The organism is Ekhidna sp. (assembly GCF_965247405.1).
Taxonomy (GTDB): Bacteria; Bacteroidota; Bacteroidia; order Cytophagales; family Cyclobacteriaceae; genus Ekhidna.
Genome location: NZ_OZ252014.1, coordinates 3,959,741 through 3,986,191 on the forward strand (window position 1 = coordinate 3,959,741; position 26,451 = coordinate 3,986,191).

The 26,451-nt window shown below is 41.5% G+C and carries 29 protein-coding genes; 19 read left to right on the plus strand and 10 right to left on the minus strand.

The window, feature by feature from the left end; translation table 11 throughout:
* Nucleotides 1-62 precede the first annotated feature (62 nt).
* On the plus strand, nt 63-248 hold the full coding sequence (locus ACP14Y_RS18235) for a PLD nuclease N-terminal domain-containing protein (protein ID WP_424964330.1): 186 nt from the start codon (nt 63-65) through the stop codon (nt 246-248).
* Here ACP14Y_RS18235 and ACP14Y_RS18240 read toward each other — a convergent pair.
* Nucleotides 241-1,536, minus strand: a complete 1,296-nt coding sequence (locus ACP14Y_RS18240; RefSeq protein ID WP_424964331.1) for an ATP-binding protein — start codon at nt 1,534-1,536, stop codon at nt 241-243. The two genes, ACP14Y_RS18235 and ACP14Y_RS18240, sit on opposite strands and share 8 nt — an antisense overlap.
* Before the next feature lie 119 nt (nt 1,537-1,655).
* Between ACP14Y_RS18240 and ACP14Y_RS18245 the strand changes: the two genes are divergently transcribed.
* Complete coding sequence (locus ACP14Y_RS18245; RefSeq protein WP_424964332.1) at nt 1,656-2,102, plus strand: universal stress protein; 447 nt, start codon at nt 1,656-1,658, stop codon at nt 2,100-2,102.
* Nucleotides 2,083-4,452 carry a heavy metal translocating P-type ATPase gene (locus tag ACP14Y_RS18250; protein WP_424964333.1) on the plus strand — a complete coding sequence of 790 codons (2,370 nt, stop codon included), beginning with the start codon at nt 2,083-2,085 and terminating at the stop codon, nt 4,450-4,452. Before ACP14Y_RS18245 ends, ACP14Y_RS18250 begins: the two co-directional genes overlap by 20 nt.
* On the opposite strand, the gene ACP14Y_RS18255 is transcribed toward ACP14Y_RS18250, so the two are convergent.
* From ACP14Y_RS18255 to ACP14Y_RS18275, 5 genes are read right to left on the minus strand one after another with little or no spacing between them, the layout of a single operon-like run.
* Nucleotides 4,445-5,275, minus strand: coding sequence for a sulfurtransferase (locus ACP14Y_RS18255; protein ID WP_424964334.1), 831 nt, complete (start codon nt 5,273-5,275; stop codon nt 4,445-4,447). The two genes, ACP14Y_RS18250 and ACP14Y_RS18255, sit on opposite strands and share 8 nt — an antisense overlap.
* 9 nt (nt 5,276-5,284) lie before the next feature.
* Entirely contained in the window at nt 5,285-5,578 is a 294-nt protein-coding gene (gene trxA, locus ACP14Y_RS18260) for a thioredoxin (RefSeq protein WP_424964335.1), read from the minus strand.
* Between the two features lie 38 nt (nt 5,579-5,616).
* Complete coding sequence (locus ACP14Y_RS18265; protein WP_424964336.1) at nt 5,617-7,005, minus strand: MBL fold metallo-hydrolase RNA specificity domain-containing protein; 1,389 nt, start codon at nt 7,003-7,005, stop codon at nt 5,617-5,619.
* Between the two features lie 4 nt (nt 7,006-7,009).
* Nucleotides 7,010-7,408: a hypothetical protein gene (locus ACP14Y_RS18270; protein WP_424964337.1), complete on the minus strand. Its 399-nt coding sequence runs from the start codon at nt 7,406-7,408 to the stop codon at nt 7,010-7,012.
* Nucleotides 7,392-7,775 (minus strand): hypothetical protein, encoded by a 384-nt coding sequence (locus ACP14Y_RS18275; protein ID WP_424964338.1) that lies wholly within the window; start codon nt 7,773-7,775, stop codon nt 7,392-7,394. The genes ACP14Y_RS18270 and ACP14Y_RS18275 overlap by 17 nt, the downstream gene beginning before the upstream one ends.
* 298 nt (nt 7,776-8,073) lie before the next feature.
* On the opposite strand from ACP14Y_RS18275, the gene ccoS reads away from it, so the two are divergent.
* From ccoS to hemN, 9 genes are all read left to right on the plus strand, one after another.
* Nucleotides 8,074-8,286 carry a cbb3-type cytochrome oxidase assembly protein CcoS gene (gene ccoS, locus ACP14Y_RS18280; protein WP_424964339.1) on the plus strand — a complete coding sequence of 71 codons (213 nt, stop codon included), beginning with the start codon at nt 8,074-8,076 and terminating at the stop codon, nt 8,284-8,286.
* Entirely contained in the window at nt 8,262-10,433 is a 2,172-nt protein-coding gene (gene ccoN, locus ACP14Y_RS18285; RefSeq protein ID WP_424964340.1) for a cytochrome-c oxidase, cbb3-type subunit I, read from the plus strand. Before ccoS ends, ccoN begins: the two co-directional genes overlap by 25 nt.
* An 18-nt stretch (nt 10,434-10,451) precedes the next feature.
* Nucleotides 10,452-10,643: a CcoQ/FixQ family Cbb3-type cytochrome c oxidase assembly chaperone gene (locus ACP14Y_RS18290; protein WP_424964341.1), complete on the plus strand. Its 192-nt coding sequence runs from the start codon at nt 10,452-10,454 to the stop codon at nt 10,641-10,643.
* Nucleotides 10,630-11,634 (plus strand): cbb3-type cytochrome c oxidase N-terminal domain-containing protein, encoded by a 1,005-nt coding sequence (locus ACP14Y_RS18295; RefSeq protein WP_424964342.1) that lies wholly within the window; start codon nt 10,630-10,632, stop codon nt 11,632-11,634. Before ACP14Y_RS18290 ends, ACP14Y_RS18295 begins: the two co-directional genes overlap by 14 nt.
* Before the next feature lie 20 nt (nt 11,635-11,654).
* Nucleotides 11,655-13,082, plus strand: coding sequence for a cytochrome c oxidase accessory protein CcoG (gene ccoG, locus ACP14Y_RS18300; RefSeq protein WP_424964343.1), 1,428 nt, complete (start codon nt 11,655-11,657; stop codon nt 13,080-13,082).
* A gap of 48 nt (nt 13,083-13,130) precedes the next feature.
* Complete coding sequence (locus ACP14Y_RS18305; protein WP_424964344.1) at nt 13,131-13,556, plus strand: FixH family protein; 426 nt, start codon at nt 13,131-13,133, stop codon at nt 13,554-13,556.
* Nucleotides 13,553-14,233: a sulfite exporter TauE/SafE family protein gene (locus tag ACP14Y_RS18310; protein ID WP_424964345.1), complete on the plus strand. Its 681-nt coding sequence runs from the start codon at nt 13,553-13,555 to the stop codon at nt 14,231-14,233. The genes ACP14Y_RS18305 and ACP14Y_RS18310 overlap by 4 nt, the downstream gene beginning before the upstream one ends.
* A 100-nt stretch (nt 14,234-14,333) precedes the next feature.
* The gene (locus tag ACP14Y_RS18315; protein WP_424964346.1) at nt 14,334-16,451 is read left to right on the plus strand and encodes an ATP-binding protein; all 2,118 of its coding nucleotides are present in this window, start codon (nt 14,334-14,336) and stop codon (nt 16,449-16,451) included.
* Between the two features lie 80 nt (nt 16,452-16,531).
* Nucleotides 16,532-17,875: an oxygen-independent coproporphyrinogen III oxidase gene (gene hemN, locus ACP14Y_RS18320; protein WP_424964347.1), complete on the plus strand. Its 1,344-nt coding sequence runs from the start codon at nt 16,532-16,534 to the stop codon at nt 17,873-17,875.
* An 8-nt stretch (nt 17,876-17,883) separates the two neighbouring features.
* Here hemN and ACP14Y_RS18325 read toward each other — a convergent pair whose 3' ends face one another.
* From ACP14Y_RS18325 to ACP14Y_RS18340, 4 genes are all read right to left on the minus strand, one after another.
* Nucleotides 17,884-18,507: an MCP four helix bundle domain-containing protein gene (locus ACP14Y_RS18325; RefSeq protein WP_424964348.1), complete on the minus strand. Its 624-nt coding sequence runs from the start codon at nt 18,505-18,507 to the stop codon at nt 17,884-17,886.
* Between the two features lie 3 nt (nt 18,508-18,510).
* Entirely contained in the window at nt 18,511-19,155 is a 645-nt protein-coding gene (locus ACP14Y_RS18330) for an MCP four helix bundle domain-containing protein (protein ID WP_424964349.1), read from the minus strand.
* Between the two features lie 18 nt (nt 19,156-19,173).
* Nucleotides 19,174-19,362 carry a hypothetical protein gene (locus ACP14Y_RS18335; RefSeq protein WP_424964350.1) on the minus strand — a complete coding sequence of 63 codons (189 nt, stop codon included), beginning with the start codon at nt 19,360-19,362 and terminating at the stop codon, nt 19,174-19,176.
* Between the two features lie 61 nt (nt 19,363-19,423).
* The gene (locus tag ACP14Y_RS18340; RefSeq protein ID WP_424964351.1) at nt 19,424-19,975 is read right to left on the minus strand and encodes a hypothetical protein; all 552 of its coding nucleotides are present in this window, start codon (nt 19,973-19,975) and stop codon (nt 19,424-19,426) included.
* A gap of 140 nt (nt 19,976-20,115) precedes the next feature.
* Between ACP14Y_RS18340 and ACP14Y_RS18345 the strand changes: the two genes are divergently transcribed.
* From ACP14Y_RS18345 to ACP14Y_RS18375, 7 genes are all read left to right on the plus strand, one after another.
* A complete protein-coding gene (locus ACP14Y_RS18345; protein WP_424964352.1) occupies nt 20,116-20,535 on the plus strand; it encodes an RrF2 family transcriptional regulator in 420 nt (139 codons plus the stop codon).
* Nucleotides 20,536-20,666: 131 nt separating this feature from the next.
* Nucleotides 20,667-21,158, plus strand: coding sequence for a cytochrome c (locus tag ACP14Y_RS18350; RefSeq protein ID WP_424964354.1), 492 nt, complete (start codon nt 20,667-20,669; stop codon nt 21,156-21,158).
* A 16-nt stretch (nt 21,159-21,174) separates the two neighbouring features.
* Nucleotides 21,175-21,747, plus strand: coding sequence for a fasciclin domain-containing protein (locus tag ACP14Y_RS18355; protein ID WP_424964355.1), 573 nt, complete (start codon nt 21,175-21,177; stop codon nt 21,745-21,747).
* A gap of 13 nt (nt 21,748-21,760) precedes the next feature.
* Nucleotides 21,761-23,728: a Sec-dependent nitrous-oxide reductase gene (gene nosZ / locus ACP14Y_RS18360; RefSeq protein ID WP_424964356.1), complete on the plus strand. Its 1,968-nt coding sequence runs from the start codon at nt 21,761-21,763 to the stop codon at nt 23,726-23,728.
* Between the two features lie 73 nt (nt 23,729-23,801).
* On the plus strand, nt 23,802-24,416 hold the full coding sequence (locus ACP14Y_RS18365; protein ID WP_424964357.1) for a hypothetical protein: 615 nt from the start codon (nt 23,802-23,804) through the stop codon (nt 24,414-24,416).
* An 8-nt stretch (nt 24,417-24,424) separates the two neighbouring features.
* A complete protein-coding gene (locus ACP14Y_RS18370; RefSeq protein WP_424964358.1) occupies nt 24,425-24,868 on the plus strand; it encodes a nitrous oxide reductase accessory protein NosL in 444 nt (147 codons plus the stop codon).
* A 190-nt stretch (nt 24,869-25,058) separates the two neighbouring features.
* Nucleotides 25,059-26,450 carry a nitrous oxide reductase accessory protein NosL gene (locus ACP14Y_RS18375; RefSeq protein ID WP_424964359.1) on the plus strand — a complete coding sequence of 464 codons (1,392 nt, stop codon included), beginning with the start codon at nt 25,059-25,061 and terminating at the stop codon, nt 26,448-26,450.
* Nucleotide 26,451 lies beyond the last annotated feature (1 nt).

Below are 26,451 nucleotides of genomic sequence, written 5' to 3' on the forward strand. Positions count from 1 at the left end.
GTGCTAAGGAAACTCATAAAAAGTGAATAAACACTGAACTTAATTTGAGTAAAAGTAGAAACATGGAATACTGGTTATACATTTCATTATTTGCCGCAGCAGTAGCTGTTTATGCAATGATCAACATATTGATGGCTCGGATGCCCAATAACAAGAAAATGATATGGTTCGCCATAGTGGTAATCTTTCCTGTGGTAGGTCCAATCATTTATTTACTGAGAAGAAAGTCAATTGTTGAAGCTAGCTGAGTGGAAGCGATAGCGAGAATGTGCTTCCTTTACCCTCAGTGCTCGTAAAGGAGATATCTCCCTTTAGGAGGTCAGCATACTTTTTCACAATGTTCAAGCCCAAGCCCGTACCCTGAATGTTGGTGGCGTTTGCAGCTCGAAAAAACCGATCAAACATCTTTTTTTGTTCAGATTCCGGAATACCAATTCCATGATCCACAATATGAATCTTTAGATGTTTATCGTGCTCTATATTTATTTCTATTTTATCTCCTTCGGAGGAGTACTTGCTGGCATTAGAGATCAAATTGAATAAGATATTTTTCAGAATATGTTCATCCGTCTGGATGGTTGGAGCAGTGCCTTTTAAAAGAATTTCTTGACCTTTTTTTACGTTTTGACTCATCTCCTCCATTATTTCCTGTAGAAGCTCATTCAAGTCTACTGTGCTAAAATTCACTTTCTGAGCTCCACTCTCTAGTTTTTCAAGAGATAGGAAGTCGTTAAGAATGTTCGTTAGGTTTAGTACACTCTTTTTAATTCGATTGATGTGCTTTTCTCGTGCTACTTGCTGATCAGATTCCGTATATTTAGCAATCAAATTCGCGGATGAAAGAACAGTTGTCAAAGGCGTTCGAAATTCATGACTCGCCATGGATACAAACCGGGATTTTAGCTCACCCAGCTCTTTCTCTTTTTCGAGCGATTTGAGGATTTCCTGCTCGGCTTTTTTAAGATCTTCCAGACTTTGTTTTAATGCCGCTTCTGCCAGTTTTCGCTCTTGAATTTGGCTTTGGAGCCCTAGGTTCATATGTTCCAATTCGCTGGTTCGTGCTTTCACCTTTTGCTCCAACTCTGAGGTATATTCCTCCAGCTTTTTTCGTTGTTCTTCCAGCTTTTTTTCATTCTCTTTTCGGATAGAGATATCGGTAACAAATGCTACTACCAACTTCTCATTATTGTGCTGCATGTAACTTAGACTAATCTCAAGCGGAAAAGTAGAACCATCTTTTCTAAGACCAGACAGATCACGCCCAATTCCCATTCGTCGTGGTTCCGGGTGACTGATATATTCTTTACGATAACTCTGGTGTTTTTTTTGAGCATTCTTAGGAACAAATTTTTCCACCTTCTGGCCAAGCACTTCACCTTCATCATACCCAAACATTTCAGTGACACGAGGGTTTGCCATTACAACCTCTCCTTCCTTATTGAATAGCATTATGCCTTCCCCAGAGCTTTTAAAAAGGCTTTTTAATAACTCTATTCCTTCATCTGAAATAAAATCCTGACTACCTAATTTTATCATATCCGATTCACTAAAATAAACCTATATCTGTCATGTGACAAAATTCAATACCTACATTGACGAATGTCAAGTCACACGCAAATCCATCATTCTAGCTTTGAAACTTAAATGAATAGCGCGTGATCTCAAGTATATTGATACCTACTGACTTTTCTCCTGCGTCCTGGAATGCCGCCAAGGTAGGTCTGGAACTTTCAAAACTTAATGGAGATGCTACCATCTCCTTTTTGCATATTTATCCTGTTTCTTCAAAATACTCACATAAGAGCGGGTCATCTGCAAATAGTAAACAATTGGAAGAAGTGAAACATAGAATGAATCAATTGTCTCATGATATTTCTGATATTTCTGATGATCGAATTCAAAACGTAGTTTTATCTGGAAATGTAGAAGATACGATGATGCAGTTCATCAAAGAACATAACTTTGATTTAGTGATTGTAGGTATCAACAGTAATGGATATGATAATGAAATTGGGAGCCACACCGTCAGAGTGATCAAGGAGAGTGGTGTGCCGGTCATGATTGTTCCGAATCGCACGACGCATGGAGCTATTGCAAGCTGAAGACCTAAAGTGTCACCATTGTGGGGACCCTTGTGATGAATCCATTCAGGCGAATGATCATCATTTTTGTTGCTATGGATGTCGTGCGGTTTATGAATTGCTGGATCAAAGCAACCTGAATCAATATTATTCTGAAACCTCAAAGGAGAATAAATCTCTATCGGAGCTAAAGGCTGAACGCAAATATGCTTTTCTCGATAATGAGGATATCCAAAAACAACTACTCCGTTTTAAAAGCGATGACCTATCCGTGGTTAAATGGTTTCTTCCAGGAATCCATTGTAGCTCATGCATCTACCTGCTGGAGCACCTGCCCAAGCTGGATCAGACAGTGATCCGGTCAGAGGTGAATTTTGTAAAGCGTGAAGTAACCATCACGTTTGATCATAACCAGAAATCACTGAAGGAGCTGGCTGTTTTGCTGTCGCAATTGGGATATGCACCCGGAATTTCTCTCAGTAGCCTGGATAAGACCAAAAAACAAGTCTCCAAATCCAATGTAGGTACCAAGGTAGCTGTAGCAGGATTTTGCTTTGGTAATGCCATGCTGATGAGTATGCCTGAATACCTTGATAGGAATTTCCTCTTGACCGATGATTTCAAAACAGTATTCAACTGGATCAATTTCGCTCTGGCATTTCCGGTAGTTTTATATGCTGCAAGTGATTATTTTCAGAAGGCATGGAAGGGGATTAGATACGGTAATTTAAATATCGATGTGCCGATTGCACTGGGGATACTAACGCTTTTTGGACGTAGTGCTTATGAGATTATTTCCGGTGTTGGGATGGGGTATGTCGACTCGCTGGCAGGGTTGGTGTTTTTCCTTTTAATCGGGAAGTGGTATCAGGGTAAAACCTACCAGGCGCTTTCTTTTGACCGGGATTTCACTTCTTATTTTCCAGTATCAGTCACCTGTATTGTGGATGGTAAAGAAATCCAACGGCCCTTAAAAGAGCTCAAAAAAGATGATGTAGTAGTCATTCACAACGATGAGCTGATACCAGCGGATGGTGTGGTGGTATCCGGCCGGGGGAATATTGATTATAGTTTTGTTACGGGTGAGTCAAAACCAGAAAGCAGAACTGAAGGTCAGCAGGTATATGCCGGAGGTAGGCAAAAAGGGACCGAATTATCAATAACGCTAAGCCAGACGGTTAACAACAGTGAGCTGACCAGCCTATGGAATACTGATTCTTTCAAGAAAAAGAGGGAAGCAGATTTACATACTTGGGTCGATAAAATCAGTAAGTACTTCACCCTAACCATCATCATCCTGGCTATTACAACTGGTGTATTTTGGTGGGTCAATGATTCGTCGCTGGTTTGGAATTCCGTGTCTGCTGTCCTGATAGTTGCATGTCCGTGTGCCTTAGCGCTGGTATTGCCCTTTGCCTATGGTCATGCCATGAGAAAGCTGGGAAGAGAAGGACTTTACCTTAAAAATGCCGAAGTAATCGAATCGCTTGCAAAAGTGGACACGATCATTTTTGATAAGACTGGTACGCTTACCACCACTGAATCAGGAATCAATTATTGGGGTGTGGAATTGGATCAATATGATATCGAAATCCTACGGTCTGCGCTTGGAAATTCCGCACATCCGCTCAGCCGAATTATTTATCAGGAGCTGCCTGAAGGCATTAAGCATCCGATAAGTTCATTCAGTGAAGAGACAGGAAAAGGATTTACCGCAGAGGTTAATGGAGTGAAGATTCAGATTGGTTCTGCATCCTATCTAAACGAAACATCCAGAGAGCGAATCAATGAATCACAGGTTTTTATCAAAGTAGGTCAAAAACGAGGGTATTTAACCCTTTCCTCAAGCTACCGAAAAGGCATATTCAAGATGCTGGATACGCTTAGAAAAAACTACTTTCTCAGCTTACTTTCAGGAGATAATGATGCGGAGCGCTCCCGAATGGCTCCTCATTTTGATGATGTTTACTTCAAACAGCGGCCCATCGATAAGTTGGAGTACATCAAGGAAAATGAAGGTAATCACTTAATGGTGGGGGATGGGCTGAATGATGCCGGTGCGTTGAATGAGGCTTCAGTGGGAATAGCCATCGCAGAAGACATTCACCAGTTTTCTCCCGCATGTGATGCCATACTTACTTCGAAAAAGGTCACCCGTATCCCTCAGGTGCTCCACTTTTCGAAGCGTGTGATCCGGATAGTTTTTATTGCTTTTGGAATCTCCTTCCTCTATAACATCGTAGGACTTTCATTCGCCATGAGCGGACATCTGACCCCTCTTATTTCGGCTATTCTGATGCCGATCAGTTCGGTGACGGTAGTGGGATTTGTAACGTTGATGGTGGCTTGGATAGGGCAAAAGTTCAGCTAGTTTCTACGGGTAGCTCAGTAGATTGACCCCATTCACTCCATGACCCATCGTAGACTGTCAGATCATCGCAACCTACAATGTTTGCAGCTAAAAGTATTATGCAGGCAGTAAGACCTGAACCACATGTGAATACTATTTTTTTTTCTTCAAGGTTCAATGGATCTAGAATCTTATTAAGATCATCCTTTGCTTTCATTTGGTAGCCTTCAATTACTTCTGTAAAGGGAAGACTGATTGAGCTTGGGATGTGACCACTGCGGAGACCATCCCTTGGCTCAGGTTCAGTTCCTAGACCTTTTGACCGAGCATCTATAACTAAGATATCTTTATCATTCATGTGATTCAATACAAAGTTCTTATCTACAAAACATGAGGTGTTGAAAGAGGGAGAGAAATTACCTGTTACGTGAGGTTTTTTGATTCTTTCTTCAACGCGATATCTTTTATCAATCCATTCAGGCAACCCGCCGTTTAAGACAAACACTTGGCTAAGCCCCATTGATCTTAGCATCCACCATGCTCGGGGAGAAGAGTATACTCCATGACTATCGTAAACTACTACCGAGCTATCGTTATTGATTCCCAGACGCTGAGCTTCTTTTTCAAACTGCTCGGTATCACACATCATATGTGGTAGCTGAATGCTTTTATCTGAAAAAGCATGATCTATATCAAAATATCTAGCACCGGGTATTTGTTTAGTCTGATGAGGAATGATGCCTGTTGATTTAGGTTTTGCCAAAGTGGCATCAAGCACAATTACTTCAGGATCTTCAAGTTTGCTACTTAGCCAGCTGGCTGATACAAGCGGAGCGTTTTTCATTCAATGAAGTTAGGAACTTTTAATGGCCTGCTCCAACATGTGCTTGGGGATAGCACCGGACTGTCTCCAAACCTGCTGACCTTTTTTGAATAGAATAAATGTGGGAACTCCACGGACCCCATACTTTTGCGCGGCAGCCGGGTTCTTATCAATATCTATTTTGATGATCCTGGCTTTTGAGCCAATCTCATTTTTAAGCTCTTCCAAAATGGGTGCCATTGTTTGGCACGGCCCACACCATGTCGCATGAAAATCCACCAGTACCGGCTGGTCTCCATTGATTAGTTCATTGAATTTTGACATTACTACTATTTTTTAGAACCCTTCTGATTTTCGAGAGATTAAACATGATCATATAAGGTAAAAGTTTCCAGGTAGTCTGGGATTGTTACATTCCAGCCTCTTCCAATCAAACGTTCTCTTAACACATCAGCCTGATCTTTTTCTCCATGAATTAGAAAGGTCATTTTTGGTGGTTCGGGTACATGTCCGGCCCATTCTACCAGCTCATCCTGGTCTGCGTGTGCAGAGAGTCCATCAAGCACATGGATTTTAGCATTTACCATTACTTCCTCACCAAAAATCTTCACTGACTTTTCTCCATTGGCAATATCTCTGCCTCGAGTACCTTCAGGCAAAAATCCGGTAAACAGAACAATGTCTTGTGCGCGTGGCAACCGATGAAACAGATGGTGCAGTACACGACCACCGGTGGCCATGCCACTCGCAGAAATAATAATTGCCCGGTCTTTGATGGTGTTTAGGACTTTCGATTTACTTTGTTCCGTCACGTAGTGAACAAACGGCGCATCAAAAATATGGTGACCAAATTCACTATCACTTTCAAGCCGATGATAGTTGGTGTATGTCTTATAAAGGTGCGTCACACTGATAGCCATTGGACTGTCAATGTATACCGGTCTGGACTTCATATTTTGAAAGATTTTCCAGATATAATAGAGAACCAGTTGCGTCCTGCCAACGGAAAACGCCGGAATCAGGATACATCCACCATTTTTATCACTTTCCAGGATTAATTGTCGAAGCTCTTTTTCCAGATCTACATCTTTGTGTTTCCTTGCTCCATAGGTTGATTCCATAAAAAGTACGTCTGCTTTTGGAGGTTTTGCAGGAGCAAAATGAAGCGGATTGTGCATCGGCCCCAAATCTCCTGAGAAGACCACTCGTTTGATGCCTTGGCTAGAATATATAATAAGCTCAATGCTGGCAGCTCCTAAAATATGACCCGCATGAAAGAACCGGACTTCAATTTGATCATGAATGCGAAAGGTGTGATTAAAAGGATGGGCTTCCAGAACATTCAATGCCTCGATCGCATCTTTAACTGTATATAGTGGTTTGGCAGGATTGTGTTTGGAATATCCTTTTTCGTTGGCAAACTCTGCCTCCTCTTCCTGCAGCTTCGCACTATCCGTTAGCAAGATCTCGGCGAGCTCTCGTGTTGGTTCAGTGCAGTGTACTTTTCCATCAAAACCATTTTTGAAGAGTAGAGGGATGTACCCCGAATGATCAATGTGAGCATGGGTGAGTAACACACAATCAATTTCTTTCGGATCAATGGGTAGTTCATCCCAATTACGTAATCGCAATTCTTTTAAGCCTTGAAATAGGCCACAGTCAATTAACACATTGAAATCATCGACCGTAATCAGATACTTTGAGCCCGTTACTGACTTGGCTCCACCTAAAAATTTTACTCGTATATCCATCGAATTAGAAAAAACCGAAGTAAGTGAGTACAGCACCGAAAAGCAGAATGGCTACCGTCAAATACTTTCCATATCGAACCAGAAGAACTCCTCTAAAGGTACGTATATACCCCGGCATAATTAGCAATAATGCGCCTTTGATCAACGCAATCCACCCAACGATTGTGATGATAACCCGCCAATCATTAACCCAAAGATTATGATAGGAAACCATCGCCATGCCTCCGGCTACTGCAATAAATCCCCCCATCAGTACAAAATCTATATTTTCAGTAAGCCTGCGAAACAATACGATATAGCTTTCGCGGTGCAAAAACATGCCCAGTCCAACAGCCAAGTAGATGACCCCAAAGGTTCGTGACAGATACGTGGATAGATCAATATATTCAGGCAAGGAATCCATAGTATCCAAAAATTAACCCCAATGCGGTAACGATTGGTAGATAGTATCGCTGTATACCATCAGGGGTAAACCAATCTTCAAAATGCTTAATAAGTCTGGGGAACGCTAGCAACATGGATCCTTTAATAAGAACTATCCAACACACAATGGTCACCAGTGTTCTCCAGTCGCTGACCCAGATATTATGATAATGTACAAGTACTGCACCCAATACGGTGGCGATCCACCCTCCCAGAAATAGATAAGTAGAGTCATGCACGATCTTCCTGAATGCCTTATTGTAATAGGAATTACTGAAAGCCAGCCCAATACCCATTGACAGGTAGAGAATACTGATAACCCTGGCAATAACAATTGATATGTCCATACGCTTTATGATTTGTTGCTATCCAAATCTCCCTAATAGAAAGTGCTTATTTGCTGATGGATGTCAGGAGGGGGGATGATTAATCCCTCCTTAAAGGCAGTTTGGCGTTTTGTGGTGTGTAGTAATGAGGGATGACAGTGTAGTTGGTTAGGTTCCTGATTTCAGCTACGCTTCGTCAGGAATGACGTAACAAAAGAATAATTGCCACCGGCGGCTCACCGGCTGATAAAAATCATGTAGCTCACTAACACCTCTCATTAGACACCCTGTGTCACTCCGCTAATCTTGTGATCGGATTATGAGTGTCATATTTATTCTCATCGCATGTAGCCTCATTTTGGCAGGCAGCTTCCTTGCAGCGTTCCTGTGGGCGTCTCGTTCGGGGCAGTTTGAGGATGACTATACACCATCCGTTCGCATCCTCTTTGACGAGGAAGGACCCTCGGTCCAAACAAATAGTAAGAGTAGTAATAAACCTAGTGACCAATGTCAGAAAACAATGAAAAAGTAGGTCTGGAGACCTTTCACTATGACAACACCACGGTTCGAAACTTCCTGATTGCCACCACGGTATTCGGGATTATCGGCATGTCGGTGGGACTTCTTGTTGCATGCCAGTTTGTGTGGCCGGAAGCCAACTTCGGATTACAATACACCACCTTCGGGAGAGTAAGACCACTGCATACCAATGCGGTGATTTTTGCTTTTGTAGGGAATGGAATTTTCGCAGGTGTGTATTATTCCCTTCAGCGATTGTGTAAAACCAGAATGTACAGCGATCTGCTGAGCAAGATCCATTTCTGGGGATGGCAGATCATCATTCTGGCAGCAGCAATCACGCTTCCTCTTGGAATGACTTCCGGTAAAGAGTATGCTGAGCTGGAGTGGCCGATCGATATCGCGATTGCGCTGATATGGGTCGTGTTCGGTCTTAATATGTTCATGACGATCATAAAACGAAGAGAGCGTCACCTCTATGTGGCCATTTGGTTTTACATCGCCACCTTCGTGACAGTAGCCATGCTACACATTGTCAACTCTTTTGAGTTGCCCATCGATTTCATGAAAAGCTACTCTTGGTATGCAGGCGTGCAGGATGCATTGGTGCAGTGGTGGTATGGTCACAATGCGGTGGCATTCTTTCTAACCACTCCATATCTGGGTTTGATGTACTACTTCATTCCTAAAGCATCCGGTCGACCGATTTATTCATACCGACTTTCAATCATTCACTTCTGGGCACTGATATTCATCTATATCTGGGCTGGTCCACACCACTTATTGTACAATGCTTTGCCAGACTGGGCACAGTCACTAGGTGTGGTCTTCTCCGTGATGTTGATTGCACCATCCTGGGGTGGTATGCTAAACGGTCTCTTGACATTGAGAGGCGCCTGGGACAAAGTGAGAGAAGATGCCATTTTGAAATTTATGGTGGTAGCCATCACATGTTATGGTATGGCCACTTTCGAAGGACCGATGCTGTCATTGAAGAATGTAAATGCGATAGGTCACTTTACCGATTGGATCGTGGCTCACGTACACGTAGGAGGATTGGGCTGGAACGGTTTCTTAACGTTCGCCATGCTTTATTACCTCATTCCAAAACTTTACGGGACGAAGCTTCACTCACAGAAACTGGCGAATGTACACTTCTGGATTGGCACCATGGGTATCCTATTCTATGCCATTCCGATGTACTGGGCAGGCTTTACCCAAAGCTTAATGTGGAAACAATTCAACCCGGACGGAACGCTTGTGTATAGCAACTTCCTTGAGACGGTGACTCAGATTATCCCAATGTATGCCTTGAGAGCATTCGGTGGATTGCTTTACCTGAGTGGCGTATTTGTAATGGTGTTTAATCTTGTTAAAACTGCACGTTCTGGCAAATTCCAGCCTAGCACTGAAGCTCAGGCGGCACCATTGATGAAAGACTACAAGCCAGAGAAGAGTGAGCACTGGCACAGAAGAATTTTCGAATGGAAACCAGTACGAATGCTCGTTTGGAGTTTGATCCTGGTAGCTATCGGAGGAGTCATAGAGATCGTTCCTACATTCCTGATCCAAAGCAATGTGCCAACGATCTCGACTGTGAAGCCATATACTCCTTTAGAACTAAATGGACGAGATATTTATGTGAGAGAAGGTTGCTATACCTGTCACTCACAGATGATCCGACCATTCCGATCGGAGGTAATGAGATATGACCCGGCAGATCTTGAATACTCAAAAGCAGGGGAGTTTGTGTACGATCACCCATTCCAGTGGGGATCCAAGCGAACCGGGCCGGACTTACACAGACTAGGTGGAAAGTACCCGGATAGTTGGCACTTCTACCACATGCTTGATCCGACCAGTATGTCACCAGGTTCGATTATGCCTCCATACCCGTGGCTCTTTGAGCAGGATTGGGACAAAGAGCGAACGCCGGCTAAGATCAGAGCGATGCAAACACTGGGCGTTCCATACCCTGATGGTTTTGATCAGCATGCGGTGGCAGATGCTGAAGCTCAGGCGGCTTTGATTTCAAAAGGCTTGGAGCTGGAAGGAATTAAGATGAGCAGCGATGCAGAGATCATCGCCTTGATTGCCTACCTGCAGCGATTGGGTACAGATATTAAGAATGTGGAAGGCGTAGCTGAGGCCGGTGAATAACCTATAAAGATTAGAGTAATGCTAAAATTTATCAAACATCATATGGAGACCATCACAGGAATAGAAATCTATCCCGTGATCTCCTTTGTCATCTTCTTCGTCTTCTTCATTGCATTGACCATTTATGTATTGAAAGTGGACAAGAAGCTATTCAAAGACATTTCAAATATTCCGTTGAACGAAAACGAAACCGACCATGAGCAAGCTTAAATACGTATTATCGACTTTCATTTTTGCCTTACCTGGATTAACCCTGGCTCAGGAAGAAGCTTCGCAGCAATCTTTTTTTGAGCAATATCAGATCGAATTGGTGCTTGGGCTGGCTGTCGTGGTAGCTTTTGTCGCGATTATTGCGATGTTCACGTTATTGGTGGCCCTGAAAGTGGTTCTGAAGTTGAAAAGAGCGGAGATGGGAATCGTAGAGGAAGAAAAAGAATTGATTCCTGTAAAAGAAGGTGAGGAAGGGGTAGGATTCTGGAGACGATTCTGGAATCGTATCAATGATTCTGTTCCGGTGGCTAAGGAACATGAAGTAGCAACCGATCATGAATATGATGGTATCCGTGAGTTGGATAATCGTCTTCCGCCTTGGTGGCTTTATGGCTTTTATGTTTCGATCATTTTTGCTGTGGTTTATCTAATAAACTATGAAGTGCTAGGTACTGGACCTACTCAGGATGAGGAGTTTCAGGCTGAGATGATGCAAGCAAAAGAAGATGTGCAGACTTATTTGGCTTCTCTGGATAATTTGATCGATGAAAGCAATGTTACTTTATTGACTGAAACGGTTGATCTGGATGCCGGTCGAGCTATTTATGAACAGAATTGTTCGGTATGTCATGCTGCTGATGGAGGGGGTGGTGTAGGACCAAATTTTACAGACAAATACTGGCTACATGGAGGGGATATGACAGCTATATTCTCCACGATAAAATATGGTGTTCCTTCAAAAGGAATGATCGCCTGGGAAGCGCAACTTTCTCCTAAGAAGATGCAGCAGGTGGCGAGCTACATCTACATGATGGAAGGACAAACATCTGCTAACCCAAAAGAACCTCAGGGTGATCTTTTCGAGCGAGCACATGAGGCCGATGTAAGTCCGGATGCTGATGTATACCTGGAAGAGGCAGATCCAGCCCCTGAAACGAATCCGGATTATGTGGATGATGAGGCTGATTTGGAAGAGGGAGAATGTTGTTAGCTCGATGATCGGGTAATAGAATGGCTGACGTAAAAGACATATATCAGGAACAGGAGAGTGCTGAAGAAACGTTTCGAGATCACCTGTCCACAGTGGATAAAGAGGGGAAGCGTGTATGGGTGTACCCCAAAAAACCGCGGGGTAAGTACACCAACTATCGATCGTTGGTCAGCTATCTCCTGCTGCTGTTTTTATTCGGAGCTCCATTGATTAAGATAGATGGTCAGCCGTTTTTACTATTCAATATTTTCGAAAGAAAGTTCGTAATCTTCGGCCAGGTATTCTGGCCACAGGATTTCTTTCTTTTTGTGATAGGTATGCTGGCCTCCCTGGTGTTTATCATCCTATTCACAGTAGTGTTTGGTCGTATTTTCTGTGGGTGGATCTGTCCGCAGACGATTTTCATGGAAGGAGTTTTCCGGAAAATTGAATACTGGATCGAAGGAGATTATATGGCTCAGCGCAAGCTGGACAAACAACCTTGGGATAAAGAAAAGATTACTAAAAAGACGGTTAAACACATACTTTTCATTCTTGTCAGCGTGCTGATCATGCATACGTTCATGGCCTACCTGGTGGGAGTGGATGAAGTGTGGAATATCATTGACGAGGGTCCCGGTGAGAATACAGCGGGTTTCATCGCAATGGTCGTATTTACGGGGCTCTTCTATGGTGTTTTTAGCAAAATGCGAGAGCAGGTATGTACGACAATCTGTCCCTATGGACGGCTGCAGGGAGTGTTATTAGACAAGCAAAGTGTGGTAGTAGCCTATGATCATGTGCGAGGTGAAGAGCGAGGTAAGTTTCGTAAGGGAGAGGATAGGGAAGAAGTAGGTAAAGGCGATTGCATTGATTGTAAGCAATGCGTCTATGTTTGTCCCACGGGTATCGATATAAGAAATGGAACACAACTGGAATGTGTCAATTGCACCGCTTGTATAGACGCTTGTGATTCCATCATGGATCGAATTGGTAAGCCAAGAGGGCTTGTGAGGTATGCTTCGGAAGAAAACATTGCAGAGAATAAGCCATTCCGTTTTACTGCCAGGATGAAAGCATATACTGGAGTACTAATTGTATTGGTAGGTGTCTTAATTACTCTATTACTGGTTCGTTCAGATTTTGAAACAACCATCATGCGTACGCCGGGAATGCTATATCAGGAGCGGGAGGATGGAATGATCACGAACCTATACCAGGTGAAGATGGTGAATAAAACGAATAACGTCATGGATGTTCGTTTTGAGCTCATCGAGCCAAAAGGAGAGATTCAAATGGTTGGAGGAAAAATCAATCTGGCAGAGCAGGGAATAGGAGAAGGAGCGTTTTTCATCATCATGAATCCGAAAGACATTGAGAAAATGAGCACTATGGCAACCATTGGGGTGTATTCAGGCGATGAGTTGATTGAGACCGTCGAGACCAAGTTTCTTGGACCAACGAACTAATCAATGGACAATGGGCAATTGATCATTGAGAATTAATTAATTTAAGATATGAACTGGGGAAATAAAATCGTAGTAGCATTTGTACTTTTTGCGGCCTTCATTGGCTACATGGTGGTGAAAGCTTTCCAGGAGGATTTTGATCTGGTATCGGAGGACTACTACGCACAAGAGATCAATTACCAGCAGAAGCTAAACAAGCTAGCCAATGCGGCAGAAAAGGAAAAGGCTGTGATTGTTAAACAGAAAGGCGATGAGATCTTCCTTACATTCCCTGACAGTCAGGCGGAAGGCCGTATTCATTTTTATCATCCATCGAGAAAGATGTTTGACAAAGAGTTTAAAATTGATTTAAAGGCTGGCAAGACACAGAAAATAGATCGATCAGAATTGATCGCTGGAAGCTATCGGGTAAATATCACCTGGCAAACAGCAGATCAGGATTATTATCAGCAATCCAGCATTTATATCCAATGATAGGAGCATTCATCATCGGCTTGTTTGGGAGTTTGCACTGCGTAGGCATGTGTGGCCCGGTGATGATGGCTTTTATGGGACCTAAACAATCCAAAAAAGGTTTTGCATTGTATCATTCTGGTAGAATTCTTGCCTACGTGCTAATAGGAGGCATACTGGGATTATTAGGTGCGACCATGGCATTGATGCAGTTACAAAAGTTTCTGGCCTTCTTTCTGGGCTTTGGGCTGATCCTGCTTTACGGCATCCCATCGATTCGTCATCGGTTGGAACGATTCTATTTCGAATCACGATTTTATCAGTTCTTAAAGACATTCCTATCCAAAAATCTTTCCGTTCGTCGGCGCTGGTTTCTAAGTGGAGTAGCCAATGGTTTTTTTCCATGTGGACTGACATATGTTGCAGCAGCAGGAGCAGTGGCTTTAGGAAATCCGCTTGAAGGGGCAGCCTTTATGATTCTCTTTGGGTTAGGCACACTACCGGCATTAATCACTTTATCTTTTGCGGGAAATATTTTCTCACAGCGCATAAAAACATTGATTCCCAGATCTATCCCAATAATCGCCATTGCTTCCGGGTTTTTGCTGATTATCAGAGGACTGCTTACCAGCTTTCCTCAGTTCAACCAACTCGTACAAGCCAATGCAGCCGGTTTAATTACCGTTTGTGGACTTTGAATTGAATTTTTATCAGATCAGTCCCCGTCTCTGAGGATTTTTAGACTAACTTATAGGACTAAATAACGATCGGTTGAAATCCGTATCCGAAATAAGGTCCTTGAGAAGGATATTTTTCCTTCTTATCACCACCCTTACAATTTCACTCGCTGGTGTTTTGGTGTATATCTACTCCGATACAAGACAGGATAGAATTAATGATTTGGGTTACACTACTTCTGTGATTAAGGGGTACTATGAACTGAGCTTTAGACAATGGGAGTTGAGCTTGTTAAGTGTTGGAAAGAGGCTGGCCGAAATAAAAACCATACAAGAAAAGGCAGCATTTGCAACTGATGCTCTTAAAATCTATGAAAGGGAATTATTGGCTTTTGGCTTTGCTCAGCCTGATGGACAAATTCTGGTTTTTAGTGGCAGATCACCCAATGATACACTTCCTAATTTGATGCTATCCGAAAAAACAAGAAGATCTTTTGACCTGGCAAGAAAAGGGGATGGTATTTCAATAGGCGAGTGCTATTACACGGATCTTGCAGGTGACTGGGTTATACCTGTTCGAGTGCCCATCAAAAATGAAAATGGTAATCTAGTAGCAGTTAATACAACAGGTATTAATTACAGTAATGTGACCGATGATTTAAGAAGGTTTGGATTCGATGAAAACTATCAAATACATCTGATAAATAAGCATTTCGGAACTACTCAAATATTGTATCCACTAGAAAAAGAAGAATACGGAAGGATACTGGGCAAGGATACTTTACAATACAATTTTGAGTTGAACAAAGGGGAAAAAGTTAATGAGCAATTGACATTATTTAGCAGTATCAATCCTTTTAATAATCAATCTTGTATAGCTATAGCTACGGATATCATTTCTGTCAATCACCAATTGGTGGTTAGTATGCCAAAATCATTCATAGCAGCGGAGGTTTTCAATCGAATCAAATTTATTGGCAGTGCATACGTGGGTCTTCTTACAATCTTTCTCTTTTTATATACATATCTAAAAGGCAACCTGGAAAAATCGATTGAGAATCTTAAGAAAGAAAAGGCCAACCTTAAATCCATTATCGAAAGCACATCTGATTTGATTGGACTGTTTGATACGGGTAGAAAATTGGTTGAATTCAATCGTGCCTTTAAACTTTCAGCCAAGATGACAGATGGCATGGATTTGCAAAAAGGCATTGATATACTTAAGGAACTGAAACACAAAGAATACGCTGACGATTTTGATAAATTATTCAAGCGAGCACTCAAAGGGGATAAATTTCATGTTGAAATCGTTTATCCTGGGACTAAGGGTGATCTGATATTTAAGTCTACGTATAATCCGGTATTTAATGGTGATCAGTTAGTAGGGGTAACCTTCTTTGCAGAGGACATTACTGAAATTAGAAACTATCAAAAGCAGTTAGAGGAGCTCAATACCGAGCTGGAAAATAAGGTTCAGGATAGAACGAAAGAACTAAAAGCCAAAAACAGAGAGTTAAAAAAAGGGTATGAGAAACTGCAATCGACCCAACAGCAACTGATACGGGCTGAAAAAATGGCTTCATTGGGAATCCTGTCGGCTGGAATCGGACATGAGATTAACAATCCCTTGAACTTTATCAAACATGGAGCGATCGCACTACGAGAAAGATTAGCGTCGGAAAATCACGCGGATGAATTGAATCCATATTTTCATGCGATAGAAGAAGGGGTGCGAAGGGCAAGTCAAATTGTACATGGGCTCTCTCATTTTAGTCGTGCTGGGGATGCCATGGATGAATCATGTGATATTCATGATATTATTCAGAATACTTTGACCTTACTTAGAAGCCGGCTCAGTGATAAGGAAATTGAAGTTAAAACCAAGTTCAATGCCGAAAGAAAGATTATTATCGGCAATGAAGGAAAACTACACCAGGTCTTCACCAATATTATTGCAAATGCAGAGCAAGCAATTGAGGAAACCGGGAAGATTAAGATCACGACCAAGAATATCGAGAATACAATCCTGATTAAGATTGAAGATACAGGAGTGGGAATGAATAAGAAAGAGATCGATCAAATGACAGATCCTTTCTTTACTACTAAGGAGCCTGGAGAGGGCACAGGGTTGGGGCTTTTCATCACTCAACTGATCATTGATGAACACGGAGGATCACTTGATGTGAAATCGAAGAAAGGAGAAGGAACCAAATTTATCGTTACACTGAAATGCGCGTGATAAAAATCAGATCTTCGTATTTCATTCATCAGTTTCAGGGCTTGAATTGACCAATAGCTTTGAGTCAAATTCTGATTCAAATGCAAGACCTGAAAAAGTACAACAAACCCGTTCCACGATATACAAACTACCCAACAGTTCCCTTTTGGGAGCCTGAGAGCTTTGCTGTTTCAGCCTATGAAAAGACGCTGCAATCTGCTTTCTGGGAAAGTAGCAAAGAGGTAAGTATTTACATCCATCTTCCATTTTGTGAGAGCCTGTGTACGTACTGTGCGTGCAATACCCGAATTACTAAAAATCATCAGGTTGAGGGTCCGTACATCGATCATGTTTTGAAGGAGTGGGAGTTGTATCTGGAAAAACTCCCTGAAAAACCAGCAGTCAGAGAAATTCATTTGGGTGGTGGAACTCCTACATTTTTTGCACCTGAGAATCTTAATCGATTGTTGACGGGGATTATAGAAAAGGCAACCTTATCCAAAGAATTTCAGATGTCGTTCGAAGGGCACCCGGCCAATACAACTGCGAAGCATTTGGAAACATTATATGAGCTAGGCTTTGATCGAGTCAGTTTTGGTATTCAGGATTTTGATCTGAATGTTCAAAAACTAATCAACCGTATGCAGTCTTTCGAACAAGTAAAAGCGATTACAGAGAGGGCACGAGCAATTGGTTACACCTCAGTGAATTATGACGTAGTTTATGGATTACCTGGTCAGACGATTGAATCGGTTAAAGAGACATTGGATCAGATCATCCAGCTAAAACCAGAGCGAATTGCATACTATAGTTATGCGCATGTTCCATCCATCAGACCGGCGCAGAAATCATATGAACGATACCTACCAGAAGAAGACAATAAATGGGAGTTTATGCAACTGGGAAAGGAGGCGTTTACAGCGGCCGGATATAAAGAAGTCGGAATGGATCACTATGTATTGCCAGAAGATGAACTCTTGGAAGCGCGAAATAATGGTGAGCTACACAGGAACTTCATGGGTTATACACCCTTTACAAGCAAGCTGTTGGTTGGATTAGGAGTCAGCTCCATCAGCGATAGCTGGTCCGGGTTTGCTCAAAATGAGAAAAGCATTCCCGATTATTACGAACGATTGGATAAAGGAGAATTGCCAATCATTAAAGGCCATATTCACACGAAACAAGATCTGTTTTTCCGTAAGCATATATTAAACCTGATGTGTGATTTTAAAACCACCTGGCATGAGTATGAATTCATGGAGCATTGCGTAGCACTTAACTACAAATTGCTGGATCAGCTGCAGGAGGAGGGACTCATTGTTTATGATGAAACCGGAATGAAGGTTTTACCTCAAGGTCAGGAAGTGATCCGTGTAATTTGTACTGCGCTGGATGCAAGGATGAGTATGAGTAATCGAGTGCCGCAGTTTAGTAAGGCAGTTTAAGGATAAAACTACTTCTTAATCGGCCTTAAGAAGATTAAAAGCTGGATTAGCACCCCAATAGCTATTAAAGCAGCAATTTCTAATTTGGAAATAAAATTACTGGTTCCAATGGTCTGTGTGGAGTTGTGAATAACCCTACTACCTTCTTTAAGTTGAATTCTGAATAAAGTGTCCAAATTCTCATATATGGCCTGAAAATGATCTTCTGTGTTGAGAGAAAACGGAGCTTCGGGCCTAATTGATTCAGTCTGAATTTCTCTGGTCTCAAGCTTTTTTAGGGATTCCCAGTTCCTTTGAAGGGACTTAAAATGCACTGACTCATTTTCTGTTAGTTTCGTTGAAGCAAACTTTTTAATTAGAAGGGTAATAGAATCATTAATCTGCTGATTCAGAGCATTCATCCCACTTCCAGTATCGTGCTTATAGATTTCCTTTTTCTGTTGAACTAACCTCGATATTTCATATAAATAGGTTTTGGTTAACAATCGATCTTCATAAACAGTGGTAAGGTTTTCTTTAACAATTCTAAAGTGATTTTTGTCAATCAGGTTTGTAGCTAAAATCAAAAGAAATACTACTGCCAACGAAGCACCCAACCTAATTCTTTGTGCTAAACTTAGTTTCCAACTCATGTATTAATTATACGAATTATGTAAGTTTTTGATCCTATTCATTCGGTAGGTTGGGTTAATCATTAGAAAAATAAGAAGCACAATAATCATTAGTGCGATTTCTAAACGACCACTAATGCTATTAGATGCCAATATTTTTTTGGAGTTGTCTACCAGGCTTTTTCCTTCCTGCAGCTGAATGTGTGAAAGCCCTACTAAATCACTATGAATAAGTTCATATTGATCGTCGAGGTGCTTTTGTAGTAGGATACGTTGCTTTGAGGCCTGGTTATGAAGTATCTGGTTTTCAAATTCATCAGCAAGCGTTAATTCCCTTTTCAGCTTCTCCCATAGCTTATTTTCTTCAACAGTTAGATCGGTTTTTTCAAATGCATCAATCAATATGTCTATTTCATAATTTAATAACGTCATTTCTTGAGATGCATTATGATTATTGGTTATCAGCCACTTCTTGTTCTCAATTTTTCGTGACAGCTCAAAAATATACTCATTGGCCACCAGCCTGTCTTCATAAATAGAAGTAACCGTTTCTTCCAGGTCTGACAGGTTCTTTTTATGCGTATAACCTATCATGACAATGATTAGTAAGATCGAGAACAACACCATTGACTCGTTTCTTTTTTTGTTTAGAATGTATTTCCATTTCATCTCTTTCATCGTTTTACGTTATTCAACCACTTTTCCTTTTAAGATAAGCCATTGTTTAAGCTCCTCCTGATCTTTGGGATTTAGATATTTAAGCCCTTTTTGATATTCCTTTTTTAAAAGCTCGTCGTTGAAGCTTATTTTGCTGAGCAACAACTTGCAGTATTCAAGCATTGTCATGGTGCTCTTAATTCTTGCCGTTCTTTCCATTTCATTTTGTTCTTTAATTTTTAAATAAATGAGGCCTCTTGCGTTTTCAATCGCGAGAGAGTCAATGCTCCCACACTTTTCGTCTTATATAGAAATGTTCTACATGTTTCTTTATTCGTTTCACCCTTTTCGTTAAGCGCTTAAGATATCGGTACATCACTACTTCTTGCGCATATACTTTACTTCCGTAGGAGTGACTGGCGAATCCGGCTTTATAGTGATCTGAAAACTCCTCAATCCTCGATTGAATAGAGCACTGGTCTTTGAAAAAGCTTGTGAAGTCATAGGCATTAAATTTCCTATCCAGATGATCCATATGCGTCAATATCCTGCTGATGGTTCTTTTAGAATGATTGTAGGTGGTAGCGTCTAATTCCTTTTCCAGCATGTCATGGTATTCATGGATTTGATCCAGCAAACTAAAAATGGTTTGTCGGTAGCCAGGGTCACTACAAAATGCTTTTAGATTATTATATCTGGACAAATTCATCATTTCAGCGTCCAGGTGGATGGATAGAATCAAAATTTTTTTCTCAACCTTATAAGGCTCAAAACCTGATCCATACAGGTGCAAGGACCCAAAGAGAAAAATAGAAATGATCGCTAATCTCATAGTTTAAATTAACGTCATATGGTTAGATAAGTAAGAGGTAATAAATCGTGATTTTATAGTGGGGGTAAATACCTAAATATAATAGAGGATTAATTAGTCCTTTATTATTTTGATTAGTATCTTTGCTTCAAAAGCAAGAGATGTTTTCAAGAGCCTGTGAATATGCCATAAAAATCATGATCTACATTGCTGGCAATGAGCAAGAGGGAAGAAGAACAGGTGTAAAGGAGATATCTGAAGCAATCAAATCTCCTGAAGCCTTTACGGCTAAAATCCTTCAACAACTAGCAAAAAATAATTTGCTAAATTCTTATAAAGGACCAACAGGCGGATTTGAATTGGCTTCTTATAAGGAAATTAAGCTAGTTGATATTGTGGTAACTATGGATGGAAATAAGCTAATGAAGGACTGTGTACTTGGATTTGAAAAATGTTCAGGAGAGAACCCTTGTCCTGTTCATTTCAAATTTGAAAAAATTCGTCATCAATTGAGTGAAACATTACTTTCAACTCGAATAAATGACCCTGAATTGATTAGTAAAGGAATGGACTTACACTAAATTTTATTTAATAAAAGATAAAATGATCTTAAAATCTTAAAATAATAATATAAATCATAATCAGGACTGAAGAAGATCATATTTCAGACACCTGATTCTTTAAAGCTTTGAACCATTAAATAGTAAATGTCATGAACAGAGTATTATCAATCACTTTAATAGCCGCTCTTTTTATCATCACGGCATGTGGTGGTGGAGGCGGAAAAAGCAAAATTGATCAGATCAAGGAGCAATCTAAGATGGAGCCTGCTGAAGCAGAGAGCAATGTCCCTGCCAGTGAACGTATTACACTGGATAATAAAGGAGTAGGACAGATTAAGGATTTGCCTCTTCCAGAGACCATTGATCAGGAAATGGTGGCCAGAGGAAAAGCAATTTTCGAAACCAACTGTAGCGCGTGCCATAAGGTTGATAAGCGCTTTATTGGTCCTTCACCTAAAGGAATCATGGAACGAAGAAGTCCGGAATGGATCATGAATATGATTCTGGATCCTCAGTTGATGGTGGAGCAAGACAGATGTGCCAAAGACCTTTTGGTTGAGTTTAATGGAGCTGCCATGGCTAATCAAAACATGACTGAAGAACAGGCTCGAGATATTCTGGAGTACTTCAGAACCCTATAACCAAACCTATAATATTATGAAAGATGAAATGCTAAAACCTTTGATCCTGTTGGTGCTTTCTGCACTGATATGGTCATGTAATCCTCAGAAAGAAGGTGACTCTTCTTCAGAGACTTCTGCTGGAACTGATAGCCATCCAATGGGACAGGCTTCCGTTGTGGATGACGTATCAGATCCAAACATTCTACAGGTGGCGATATCTTCAGAGCCACACAGCACATTAGTCGCGGCAGTTCAGGCAGCTCAAATTGAGCATGTGCTTGTTAATGCCGGGCCGCTTACTGTGTTTGCACCTGTCAACGATGCATTCGATGCATTACCGGAAGGCACCTTAGACAACCTTTTAAAGCCAGAAAACAAAGGAGATCTCGCAACGATTATCACGCGACATGCAGCTCCTGGGTCATTCGACATAGATGCTCTTAAACGAGAAGCTGAGAAGGGTAGAAAAATTTATATGGCCACCGGTGATTACCTGGAAGTGACTGTGGATGGAGATGAAGTGAGTGTTGCAGGAGCCAAAATAGTCGGAACGGTACCTGCTTCAAATGGAATCATCCATGTGATAGAAAAAGTGATTTTACCTTAAAAAAACCAACATAATGAAAACGAAAAATCTAATAAGTACTTTAATGATTAGTGCTGTTGCCTTCTTGATTTCTTGTGGTCAGGCAGGAAATAACGGAGGTAATGGCGCTCTTCAGAGCAATATTGCAGAAAAAGTTTATGTAGCACCTGGTGAAAGAGACGAGCAATACGGCTTTCTCTCCGGGGGCTATAGCGGCAACTTGACTGTGTACGGTCTTCCTTCAGGAAGAATGTTTAAAGAAATTCCTGTTTTTTCTCAGTTCCCAACTTCGGGTTACGGGTACTCGGAAGAAACCAAGCCGATGTTAAATACTTCGTTTGGTTTCATTCCCTGGGATGATTTGCATCACCCGGATATCTCACAAACCAATGGTGAACTGGATGGTAGATGGATTTTTGCGAATGGTAATAACACACCACGTATCGCAAGAATCAGTTTGACAACATTTGAAACAGAGGAGATTATTGAGGTACCTAACAGTGCCGGTAATCACAGTTCTTCATTTATTACGGAGAATACTGAGTACGTAGTAGCTGGAACACGTTTTTCTGTTCCTGTACCGCAAAAGGACATGCCAATCAGTGAATATAAAGCCAATTTCAAAGGTGCGTTGACATTTATTGCGGTGGATCCTGAACATGGTCACATGAATATTAAATTCCAGATACTGATGCCTGGCTTCAACTATGATCTATCGCACCCTGGTAGAGGTAAATCTCATGGTTGGTTTTTCTTCTCTACTTACAATACGGAGGAAGCAAACTCACTTCTTGAAGTAAATGCATCTCAGAATGATAAGGACTTCATTGCTGCAATCAATTGGAAAAAGATTGAGGAATATGTGAATAATGGTGGAGGTACAAAAATGCCTGCGAAGTATGCGCATAATGTGTATGATGAATCCACACATACGGCTACTTCAACGATGAAGAAAGAGGTGCTAACTGTTAACCCTACCGATATACCTGGTGCAGTGTACTTCCTACCAACACCAAAATCACCTCATGGCTGTGACGTTGATCCGAGTGGACAGTATATTATTGGATCTGGTAAGCTTTCAGCAAACATCACTGTTCATTCATTTGATAAAATGTTAGCAGCTATTGATGGGGAAAAATTTGATGGTGAAGCATACGGTATTCCTATATTGAACTATGACGATGTATTGGCCGGTAGCGTACAGAGTGGTGGCTTAGGCCCATTGCACACTGAGTTTGATGGTAGAGGAAACGCATACACCACTTTCTTTATCTCATCTGAAGTAGTGAAGTGGAAACTTGGAACATGGGAGGTAGTCGATAGAAAACCTACCTACTACTCTGTTGGTCACCTGATGATTCCAGGTGGTAACTCAAGAAAACCACATGGTAAGTATTTGGTGGCAATGAACAAGATCACAAAGGATCGTTACCTGCCTACCGGACCTGAAATGGAGCACTCTGCACAGATTTATGATATCTCCGGAGAGAAAATGGAGCTTCTTTACGATTTCCCAACTCACGGAGAGCCTCACTATGCTGCGGGATGTGATGCGGATCTATTGGTGAATAATTCGAAAAAAATCTATCGAATAGATGAAAACAATCACCCTTATGCCATTAAAACTCCAGCTGAGGCCAGGGTAGAAAGAGATGGAAAAGACGTGCACATCTATATGTCTACGATCAGAAGCCACTTCACGCCGGATAACATTGAAGGCATCAAAGTGGGTGACAGGGTATATTTCCATATCACCAACCACGAGCAGGACTTTGATGTACCGCATGGCTTCTCTATGATCGGGCAAGGCACCTCCGAAATCCTCGTGATGCCGGGTCAGACCAAAACATCACTATGGGAGCCTAAGCGAGTGGGTGTATGGCCTTTCTATTGTACTGACTTCTGCTCCGCACTTCACCAGGAGATGCAAGGATACATCCGTGTATCACCTGCAAACTCAAACATTGAGTTGAGTTACACCCTGGATGGAGATGACATCTAAAAAGCAATCTGTAGGGCTGATTTAATTATCAGCCTTACAGTTTTTTCAAATTTTCTCAAAAAATAATAAGCTAATGAAACGGGCTGGTATCTTAATGATCATTGGAAGCGCTATGCTCTTAGGTTTATTTGTATTCCCCATGTGGAATATACGCCTTGGCGCACCTCAATACCCTGAACCTCTCGGTATTGATATCCATGTAGATGGTTTAAGAGGAGAGAACGAATTTGATATTCAAAACATAGATGGGCTTAATCACTACATAGGAATGAAGGTCCTTCCAAAACCTGATGAAATGTGGGAGTTTTCTGCGTTTCCGAAAGTGGTAGGAATAATGGCTGGTCTGGGTATCGTTTTTGGCATCTTGGGCTTCATGAAAAAAATACCACCGGTTCTGTTTCTCCTATGGTTTGTTTTGATGGGTATTTTGGGAGGATTAGGGATTTATGATTTCAATTTATGGCTGGTAGATTATGGGACAGATTTGGATCCCAATGCCATACTAAAGCTGGTTAACCCCGATGGAACGCCTATGAAATACAATCCTCCACTACTTGGGCATAAAAAGCTCTTAAACTTTGATGCCTATTCGTATCCACGGACAGGAGGGATATTGCTAGGATTTGGTATGCTACTTACATTGGTGGCGTATTATATGGGTAGAAAATCACAGTTAGCAACTAAATAAATGGAGCAATGAAGAATCCAGTAATTATTCTTGTAATGGTTGGCGTGATGTTGTTTGCTTCCTCATGCAGTAGCGGGCCAAAGCCCATAAATTATGGCGCAGATGCATGTGACTTTTGCAGAATGACCATTGTAGATAAGCAACATTCAGCTCAGATAGTCATCAAAACAGGCAAAGCCTTTAAATACGATGCGATTGAATGCATGCTCAATGATATGAAGGAGTGGGAGCATCCGGAAATTCGACACTATCTCGTCGCAGATTATGCCAATCCCGGTGTATTAACTGATGCTTCAACAGCCGCATATTTGATTTCACAGGACATACCCAGTCCTATGGGTGAGTTCCTTACGGCATTTGAAAATGAGGATAAGCGAAACGAGACTGTGCAGGATGTATCCGGGACCGGCCTGGATTGGAAGGCTTTAAAGGCGGAATTTGAAATAGATTGAAACTATAATTCGATTTAAAATTCATAAAAAACTTGTCTTTTCGACGGTAGGAGAAATATTTAATAATTAAATGAAGTAGTCACATTGTGATTCCTCAAGGCTGAGTAGAAGATATTTCATTGCATTCAATATGACAAGTTTTTAACATTCTTCTAAGAGAATTGTGAATTCTAATAACTAAAAAAAAGACATGAAAAAGATATTATTTATCGTCACTATTTTGGTGATGACAGAGGCAACTCTTGCTCAGGATTTGATCAAAATCGGAACTGATGCTTGCTCACATTGCAACATGTTCATCAAGGATCAGCAGTTTGTTGCAGTGGCCATAGATCAGGATGGTGATACACAAAAATTTGACGCCATTGAGTGCCTGGTTAACTACCTAAAGGTGGAAGATGAAAGTAGCTTCACCAAACTCATGGTGGCGGATTATGAAAAGAACGGATCACTCATTGATGCTAAAACTGCGATCTATTTGAAGAGCAAGAACATCGCCAGTCCAATGGGTGCTTACCTTTCGGCGTATGGATCGAAAGAAGTAGCTGAAAAAGTACAAAAGAATAAAGGGGGCGAGCTTTATAACTGGGATGAGCTAAAGGCGAAGTTTAAAGATTCCAGGTTTGGTCTTTTGGATCACCCGACACATCATCACAGCCGTCCTGATGCATATGCGCCGATCGGAATCATGGGAGATCACCTGCACCACAAAGGAGGCTTCATGGTTTCGGCAAGATATATGACCATGGAAATGGAGGGAAACCTCTCCGGCACTGAAGAGGTGAATGACATGGCTGTTTTTCAAAACTACATGGTGGCGCCACAAGCGATGCGCATGGATATGCTGATGGTTGGAATCATGTATGCCCCCTCTGATCGGCTGACATTGATGTTAATGCAAAACTTTCAGCGCAACCAAATGGATCTTAGTAGCATGATGGGTATGAACTTCAGCACAGAGAGTGCCGGTCTTGGTGATTTAAAGATCAGTGCTTTATACGGTCTATTTAGTGAATCAGCACATTCATTACACCTGAATGCAGGAGTGAGCATCCCAACCGGAAGCATTAGGAACCAGGGAGATACCCCCATGGGAGAGGGCATGCGATTGCCTTACCCTATGCAGCTTGGGAGCGGAACGGTTGATATGACTTTCGGCGGTACTTACAAAGGTTCTGGTGAGAATATCAGTTGGGGTGCCCAACCACTCGCAACCATTCGTACAGGTGAAAGCTCGGAAGGTTATAGATGGGGAAATGAGTATGTGTTGAATACCTGGGTTGGCTATAATCTCACCAACTGGATGAGCGTGGCAGGACAAGTAAGTGCTAAAAAACAAATGGAAATGAGTGGGCGAGATGAAATGCTAAATCCAATGATGGTGACAACCGCTGACACAAAAAATACTGGTTTCACTAAGGTTTACTCTAATGTAGCCCTTAACTTTTCCTTTGGTGAAAATCCGGTGCTAAGAGACTTTAAAGCCGGGGTATCCTATGGACTGCCTGTCTTTCAGAAGGTAGAAGGAATCCAAATGAATGAAAAAGAATCTTTTACCATAGGTCTTAGATATTCTATCTGAC